Source organism: Fictibacillus sp. Mic-4, from assembly GCF_049843615.1.
Classification (GTDB): domain Bacteria; phylum Bacillota; class Bacilli; order Bacillales; family Fictibacillaceae; genus Fictibacillus_A; species Fictibacillus_A gelatini.
In genome coordinates this window covers 1-7,326 of sequence record NZ_JBBHZM010000073.1, presented here as the reverse complement: position 1 = coordinate 7,326, position 7,326 = coordinate 1, and the positions used below count along the sequence as shown (strand labels likewise).

The window sequence follows — 7,326 nt, the reverse complement described above, 5'->3', positions numbered from 1 at the left end:
ACCTACTATCGCTACACCAATACAAACAATCTTTTTGATCGATAATTTTTCTTTAAGGATCATTGGTGAGAGAATCATGACAACCACAGGCGCAAAGTAATACACTAATGTTGCGTTAGTGACGGTTGTATAATTGTATGATTGATACAGGAAAATCCAATTCCCTCCTAATGCAATGCCTGAGAGAAATAAGACGAAAGCATTAGCTTTCACTAATTTCCACGGAATGGATTTTTTCATCACTAAAAATACGAACATTAGAAATAGACATCCGATTGAACTACTAAGTAAAGCTGTTTCACTCGAAGATAAATCAATGTATCTTACAATTAAACCAATTGTACCGAAAATAATCATTGATAATATAAACTGAATGTTAGATTTCATCGCCTACTCCTTCGAATCTGCGAAACAGCTTATATTTCGCAGATTCTTAATCTGTTGTAAATATAAGCTTGTTTAAAGGAGTAACCGGTGGTGGTGGTGATGTTGAAACGGGCTTTCTAACGTATGGATTTATATATGATAATGGCATAATAGGCCTCCTATTGTGTTGAATTTTTATTCAAACAAACATTTATATCAATTATACAGTACAATATTATTTTTTGAATTGGATATTTTTATAAATAGTGTTTTTATTAAACTTCTGGGAAAGTACATTCTTAGGGAGGTTTGTAGCTTCTTCTTCAACGAAAGGTGGTCTTGATTGAAGTTCAGTTTTAACTGTGGTTCAATTAATCAATTATTTTAAGTCCCTTTTTCATCACAGTTGCCTTGATCGTCGTTTTACCGATCATGACAGGGGATAATGCCGGCTGGAATTGACCTAGCGTTTTTGGAAGAGGATGAAAAGACCGCATTTCTTTAGACGAACTTTGCAACGGCACAGAAACCATTTGCGGTCCGTATGGAAAACAGCCGCATTCTTACGATCATTATTGCGCTTGGCTACTCTTACCTTGTTTACTACTTTGTGACGAAGGGATTTAATATATGACATTAATACGGTGAACCTGTTACATCCGGTGGCTTCCACTGGGTCGTGCAAGGTCCGCTTATTATGCCGGCCGCCCATCAGCTTGGCGTCGATCCCGGTATTGCGGCAATGGCCATCGAAGGACTCGGAGTGAGGGATATTATGGGGTATTGCGTAACGACGTTGTTAGTTTCCGGTGTTATTTTTACGCTTGGTTTGACGTTGTTTTAATGATGAGTATAAAAAACGAAAGCGAAGCCGCTTTCGTTTTTTTAAATATGCTTCTTTATTTTCTCCCAATCTTTCAGTTGGTCTGCAAACTTCCGATTCACTTCCCCTAACCTGCCGCAATGATAGACAGGGAACACTTTTATTTTTTCTTCAATGATGATTGGTTCTTTGCTTTCCACCGCTTGTTTAAAAGGGGTTGGCTTCATGCCATACGATTTTAAAAATGCCTGATACGTTCTTGCGCCTAATAGAATAATAATTTCTGGTTCTACAACTTGAATAAGCTGTTTTAAAAACAATTCCGTGCAATTCGTTAGCCACGATGTTTTTAGTTTGGCGGATAATCCCCCATTTTTCATACAGAGCACCATGTTTGTGAAAAACAAATGATTATTTTCGGGTGACAGCCCTATGGATTGAAGGAGTTTGACTAAATTTTTATTCGTGTGTCCACCGGGATTGACTTCTCCCTTTTGTTTTACAAACGTTTCTTCATCACCCCAGTCTTGCCCAACGACCATCACTTTCGCATCGAGGCTGCCCTTCCAGGTTGTCCACGGTCCGATTTCGTTTGAATCAAACTCCCCATTGTTGATGATTGACGGGTTGTTAAGACCTGAACATTGACTGCAGCTTTTTCTTTTTAATACCAATTCCCGATACTTATTTTCTTTTTCCTTCTTATCCCCTCGTTCAAAATAAAAATCCCTCTGACAAAGCTCGTTTTGTCCATAGAGCCTGATGTGGTCTATTCGAAGTAATTCTGGAAATCCTTCTAGTGAAGCTCGTTCATGAACAATACGAACCGTTTCATGTTTGTCAAGATCGGAAGGGTCGTCGGCGCCAACGGTAATGATAAGCTCATGATTTTGAAATTTCGTTTCTAAAAAAGAAAGAACGGGTGTCACTTCATTTGGATGTCGCCGGTCAAGGCAGTCGTCTTTATCGATTCCTTCACTCAGAAAATCCAGCTCTCCGTAATCCTCTTTGTTTTCAACTTCAATTCCTTTGATATGGCGCTCTAATTCATCTTTCGAAAGCTTTTTCACGTCGAATTCTCCTCCATTTTCTTTTCGCAAACAAGCTGCTTCGTTTGACAGCCTTTGTTTTTTTACACAAGCTTCCTGTTTGCCGCAGATTAGTGCATGGCGTAAGCGGTGTTTTTCTTGACTTTGCATTAATTTGTAATTAAGGAAATGAAAAAATTTGCATATTTTGGAAATCTGTATTCTGTATCGTATTATTAAGGTGTACTATATTTAGTACACCTTAATTCACTATCTATTTACAACTTGAGCATAGTTCAAAATATTTTTTAATTCCTTTGTTTCAATTAAACATTCCTCATCAAATTCACTAAAATTATCTACAACTTTTGTAAAATCCTTCTTTATTTCTAATGTACAATTGTTTCCGGTACATTTTTCATATCTTAAATCCCTGTTTAACACTTTACATATTAACTCTAACCATGGATCCGCATCAGAACACTGAATATCACCAAAAGTATTGACACAGGAAAAATTTCTTCATGAACACTTACTCTAAATTACCCGACACAGGTTTAATATTAATTTTATATTTCATCTATTTACACCCATTAAAAAAATTGGATAGGCTGTAATAACTTTTACTATCTATCTAATTGCATTTGGATTTTATGTTTTCTTTTGTCATCAATCTGATAAAAAGAGTCGGACCATCTCTCCTAAGTTGGATATCTACTAATTCCGAGTCTTTAAACAATGGTATTTTTCCAAAAATGTGAGTTAACACCTGAGGATTTAAAAACTTAGACTGCTGAATCATTTCTCCATATTATCTTTCATATACACTGAAATTAGCGAATCATCGTAGAGAGAAATTTCAATTAAAGAACTCTCTTTTTTTTAACCAATTATATACCCTGCTCTCGTTATAAATCACTTAATTATTTTTATTTTTTGTAAAATCACATTCACCAATATGAATTTCATAATTTTTTTCTTCAGAAAAAATTTGTACAATATTTCCCGTAGACTTATCAGCTATTATAAAATCATGAAACTTCGATTTTTCCCAAAGCTCTTCAATTCCTTTAGTAAAATTTAATAACCTAACATTTGCCCAAATAGGATGTGGACAATTTGGAACCAGTATTATCCATTCCTTTTTTTCTTTAAGAAAAGCTAATGAACTTTCAAACCAAGATATATAGCTGTTTTTATTATCTCCAATAGGTTTAATATATGTTGGTTTAGAATCAATCTGACGAAATTGTTTCAATGGACCTTCAAATAAATTCAACCAGAGTGAATCATCGTCTTCAAATTCAATAAGTTCTAAATATGAAAATTGATTGATTATTTTTTTGGCACTCATCAATGCTAATTTTTTTGTATTTTTTCATTTTGATATGACATTACAATTACCTCTTTATTCGTTGTAATAAATGTGATGATCCCTATTTGGAGCAAAAATATTATCTCCAACTTGCCATTGTCGCGAAGGTTGTTGCGATCTAGTGTCCTTCAAGATAAAAAAGGACTGGGAGAGCTTCAACCGAGTCCACATTTTTTGTATTCTAATCCTCAAAGGCCAATTCATTTGATTAGTTTATCCCCAAAAAATCTTCCTATTGCTTCATCCATTCAATCTTTACACTCTTCTACAATTTTTTTCCTCCATATTAACATCAACTCTAAAAATTCCTCAGTTTCTATTGTATTTTCAAAAGGTTCATCAATTCGATAATGGTGTTCAGCCATTGTCACATCTTTCTTTATATTTACACTGGTAGCATTCAATGTAATTTCAAAGTCTTCGTATCCCCCTTCTAAAACTTTCTTAACGTATCCTATATACTCATCCACTTCTTCTTCTGTTGAAATATCTTCAATAAAATCCGAGAAAATACTTATTTTTTCCGGTAGTACTATCCTTGTAATACCATATGGATCTTTCTTAAATTCATATGAATATCTCATAATTTATCACCTTCTATGCTATTTATTATATAATGGATAGGCTGTAGCTATTGAACCGTCCTTATTTAAGTACATTTCTATTTTTATTCCTGATGAAGTTTTACCTAAATATTTATTAGAACCTATCTGTTTTTTATTTTGATAGGCTTCATCAATAGCTTTTAACACATCAACACGATTCCATTCTTTTGGAAAGAAACTCGATTTCGCTACTTTTTCAACCCCATCAATTTCAACTTTTGCCTTATAAATCCCATTTTTATCAGGCACATTCTCAGTCCCTGGAATAATCTTTCCACCCATCATACTCTCATGATGATATCCAACTGCTTTACCACGTTTATTAATTTCCCCATGATAAATGTGTTTCATTGTACCAATATTATATTTACCCGCACCCTCAGTATACTCCTTCACCAACTTCTTTTCGACACCCGTAATCGCTTTTTTCCCGAGTTTTGTAACGCCTTTTTTTACAAGAGTTGCAGGAAATGCGGCATACCCCGCCCATTCTAAAGGAGTGCCTTCAAATGGGGAATCAAGAAAGCGCACGTCTCCTTTTGGCTCTATGTTAGGAATTTCATTAACAATTTTATATCTTATATTGAAGTTTTCATCTTGATATTCCCGTACGATCATCCCATTGGCGTAAATGTGGTACTCACCATCGTATTCACTATCTTCTACAGCGACATGGATGGTTTTAATTCGACTACTTTCAAGCGATTCGAATTCTTCTTCCGTCAATGTATTACTTTGTACTATGTACGATGCCACCTCTAATTGCTCGTCCGCATCCGGGCGTCTATACTTGTTTTCGTAAGGATTTGTATTCTGGGCAAGGTCTCCTATTAAGTCATTATAGCTTTCGTATGATGTGATTTGTTTTACCGAGTAATTTGAAAGATTCACTTCACCACTTTTGATGGCTGTGCCGATCTGGTTGATATAGTTTGCCATCAGGGCGAGGTCGTGTTCTACCGTTTCCAGCGCGGCGGTTTGCGCTTTATCAAAGGCGTGAAGTTGTTCAATTGTATGATTGCTGTATCGTTTCGCTTGTCTGATGCTTTCGACCAAATGAGTTTCATCTAGATCGGGCAGGTCTATAATGTCCCGAACTTTTTTCATCGCCCTGTTTGCTTCATGAACAATCCCGATGGCCGTTGTCTCTATTTTGTTGAGCCCGCTTCTTACATCATGTTCTAAAAAACTCTCATTAATGACGCCGTTTGGATCAGGCTCAAAATTTTTCAACTGATTTTTGATCGATGTTAAAATGGCTTCATAATCTTTAATGAACGATTCAAAATAAAGCAAAAACGAAAGGTGGCACTCCTGATAAAACGAACGGATCGCCTGCCCCGCCTTTCCCTTAAGGGAATCTTCGAGTGAAATGATCCCCTTCACCGCAGCCTTTGTCTGTTTGATTTGTTCGCTCAACGATCGCAAATACTTCTCGGTGTCACTGATCGATTGGTTAAACGCTTCGACATCCAATACCTTCATGACATCACCCCTTATCGTTGGCCGTTGAAGCTAGTTTTTCGTCCATTTCCCGTATCGATTGGACGGCCTTCTCTGTCGCTTTTTCATTTTCCAGCAGTAACGTTTGGTACGATTGGACAATATCACGTAATGATTTATTTACTTCCTTTAATTTGGTTATTGCATCCAGGACGTTGCTTCCTTTTTTAACAGGAGCGAATGAGGGCTGCTGGGGCGGAACGGCCGATTTTAAACGTGATAACGCTTGTTCGATATCCCCGTATACCATTTTGATTTCACTCATAGCCGGCACTCCTTTCGCTGTTGTTCTTTTAACTCGGACAACTGTAATTGTTGAGAGGAGATCGAATAAAGAGTCAAGTCGATGTCCATTTGTACGGTTTGGATCCGGTTCTTTACTTGTTCGAGTGCGTGATGAAGCTGATGGTTTAAAAGTTCGCGATAATTCGATTGAACCTTTTTTTTACGAATCGCATTGAAACCGTCCGCTAAATTTCCGTGCCACGTCTTTGAACCGAGTTCCGGCTTCCTGCATAAGCTGTCGTTCTGTTCAAAGGCATTCTTACATTCTATTAATTCCTTCTTGCAGGTATTCAGACGCTCCAACTCTTCCTGCAATTTATTTACATGGCTGTGCGCTGCCTGTATCGATACGCTTAATCTCGCAATTTCGGTTGTAAAAGGAGCAACCGGCTCAAGTCTCATATCATCACTTCCTATTGGAATTCTCTACTATATTATTTTAAATCGAAATGGAATTTTGCCTAGTACTATCTTTTTCTAGTACCTTTTGATATTCTTCATTTACCATTTTTCGTACAACCAAGGAGGCTTATTCTTGAATAAAGCAGGTAAATGGTTGAAGTTGTAGAAATGAGTAAGCTGTAGAAAATTGAATGATATAAAGGTGGGAGGTTCATGTGTTAATAAAACCAGAGAAATTACAACCGGGAGATTGTGTTGCAACCGTAAGTCCTTCATGGGGAGGGGCAGGCGATCCCGAACTGAGATGGCGATATGAGCAAGGCGTAAAGAGATTAGAAGAAGTGTTTGGACTAAAAGTGGTCCCTATGCCAAATAGTTTGAAAGGCGGGGACTATCTTTATCAACATCCGCAAGCTCGTGCGGAAGATTTGATGACGGCATTTCAGGATAAACGCATTAAAGGCATCATTGCCAATATTGGCGGAGAAGATAGCATTCGCTTGCTTCCTTATATTGATTTTGATGTGATCCGTGATAACCCGAAAATTTTTATGGGTTACTCTGATGTGACAATTTCCCATTTATTTTGCCTTAAAGCGGGAATTTCTTCTTTTTATGGCCCGGCCATTTGGCCACACCGAACCGAAATTTATTTTGCCATATGGAGCGCTGGCAGAAATAAATTGCGAGAAGAAGACGTTCACGATTTTAGAAAGTGGAGTGGAATAACTCTTTAAAAAATATTCCGGATTGCCTTCGGTTACTTAAAAAAGGTTGCATTTCATTAATCAGACATTTTTATTTTAAGAACACCTCGTTAGATCTGGAGGAAAAACGATCACGAATTGTTACATCATTTAAAATGATTTCGTTCTCGGACAATTAGTGCTCTTATTTGGACAATAAGTCATCCGGTTTAGACAATAACATCTTACTTTT

General features: G+C 36.8%; 10 protein-coding genes and 1 pseudogene. 3 read left to right on the top strand and 8 right to left on the bottom strand.

All coding sequences use genetic code 11. The features are described from left to right. On the bottom strand, positions 1–387 hold a 387-nt coding region (locus WD019_RS21255), incomplete at its 3' end, for an EamA family transporter (protein WP_425712750.1). 523 nt (positions 388–910) lie between these two features. Here WD019_RS21255 and WD019_RS21250 point away from each other — a divergent pair. Beyond that, positions 911–1,000 (top strand): hypothetical protein, encoded by a 90-nt coding sequence (locus WD019_RS21250; RefSeq protein ID WP_425712749.1) that lies wholly within the window; start codon positions 911–913, stop codon positions 998–1,000. Between the two features lie 45 nt (positions 1,001–1,045). After that, the gene (locus WD019_RS21245; RefSeq protein ID WP_425712748.1) at positions 1,046–1,210 is read left to right on the top strand and encodes a TIGR00366 family protein; all 165 of its coding nucleotides are present in this window, start codon (positions 1,046–1,048) and stop codon (positions 1,208–1,210) included. A 41-nt stretch (positions 1,211–1,251) separates the two neighbouring features. On the opposite strand, the gene WD019_RS21240 is transcribed toward WD019_RS21245, so the two are convergent. The 7 genes from WD019_RS21240 to WD019_RS21210 form a co-directional block, all read right to left on the bottom strand. After that, positions 1,252–2,259, bottom strand: a complete 1,008-nt coding sequence (locus WD019_RS21240; RefSeq protein ID WP_026678534.1) for a uracil-DNA glycosylase family protein — start codon at positions 2,257–2,259, stop codon at positions 1,252–1,254. A gap of 592 nt (positions 2,260–2,851) precedes the next feature. Continuing rightward, complete coding sequence (locus WD019_RS21235; protein WP_425712747.1) at positions 2,852–3,019, bottom strand: Imm50 family immunity protein; 168 nt, start codon at positions 3,017–3,019, stop codon at positions 2,852–2,854. Between the two features lie 117 nt (positions 3,020–3,136). After that, positions 3,137–3,571 carry a hypothetical protein gene (locus WD019_RS21230; RefSeq protein ID WP_425712746.1) on the bottom strand — a complete coding sequence of 145 codons (435 nt, stop codon included), beginning with the start codon at positions 3,569–3,571 and terminating at the stop codon, positions 3,137–3,139. 269 nt (positions 3,572–3,840) lie between these two features. Further along, positions 3,841–4,176, bottom strand: a complete 336-nt coding sequence (locus WD019_RS21225) for a hypothetical protein (RefSeq protein WP_026678536.1) — start codon at positions 4,174–4,176, stop codon at positions 3,841–3,843. An 18-nt stretch (positions 4,177–4,194) separates the two neighbouring features. Then, complete coding sequence (locus WD019_RS21220) at positions 4,195–5,682, bottom strand: T7SS effector LXG polymorphic toxin (RefSeq protein WP_425712745.1); 1,488 nt, start codon at positions 5,680–5,682, stop codon at positions 4,195–4,197. A 4-nt stretch (positions 5,683–5,686) separates the two neighbouring features. Further along, the gene (locus tag WD019_RS21215; protein ID WP_026678666.1) at positions 5,687–5,965 is read right to left on the bottom strand and encodes a YwqI/YxiC family protein; all 279 of its coding nucleotides are present in this window, start codon (positions 5,963–5,965) and stop codon (positions 5,687–5,689) included. Then, the gene (locus WD019_RS21210) at positions 5,962–6,387 is read right to left on the bottom strand and encodes a YwqH-like family protein (RefSeq protein ID WP_026678665.1); all 426 of its coding nucleotides are present in this window, start codon (positions 6,385–6,387) and stop codon (positions 5,962–5,964) included. The genes WD019_RS21215 and WD019_RS21210 overlap by 4 nt, the downstream gene beginning before the upstream one ends. Before the next feature lie 215 nt (positions 6,388–6,602). Between WD019_RS21210 and WD019_RS21205 the strand changes: the two are divergent. Next, positions 6,603–7,016, top strand: a pseudogene (locus tag WD019_RS21205) (LD-carboxypeptidase); the annotation flags it as partial. Positions 7,017–7,326: the final 310 nt, after the last annotated feature.